This window comes from Acinetobacter sp. UBA5934, assembly GCF_002430855.1.
Classification (GTDB): Bacteria; Pseudomonadota; Gammaproteobacteria; order Pseudomonadales; family Moraxellaceae; genus Acinetobacter.
Map to the genome: position 1 here is coordinate 1 of NZ_DJDC01000059.1, position 391 is coordinate 391.

Consider the following 391-nt stretch of genomic DNA (forward strand, 5'->3'; position numbering starts at 1 on the left):
TCCATGAATAACCAAAATGGTTGAGCTCATTCAGCTTGCTCCAATTATAAATTTGCAAATATACCTTGCAAGATGTCAGCAAAGTTTGCGTATTATGGCATATATTTCCGTATTTCTATTATAAATTGTTTGAATTGATACGGAAGCTATGTGTCAAAACTGAGCTATATAATGGGAACTTTGCAAGGAATTGGCAATGTTAAAAAATGACATTTTTTATAATTATTACTATTTTTTACATTGTAAGCTGAATTGACCAAAACAGTTCATTTATTTTGTGTAACGGTCAGCGCAGAGTCATCAATTGTGAGCATTTCTTGCCAACAGGTAGTATAGCGTGGGGAGCGGTGCTGCTGTTTCATCTGCCAGGCCGGATTGGCAGAATGATAGC

The 391-nt window shown here is 36.1% G+C and carries 1 protein-coding gene; it reads right to left on the minus strand.

The genetic code is table 11. The features are described from left to right. Positions 1-266: 266 nt before the first annotated feature. Positions 267-391 (minus strand): DUF4113 domain-containing protein (locus tag B2Y23_RS04000; protein WP_291369172.1); only part of this gene is annotated, 125 nt, incomplete at its 5' end.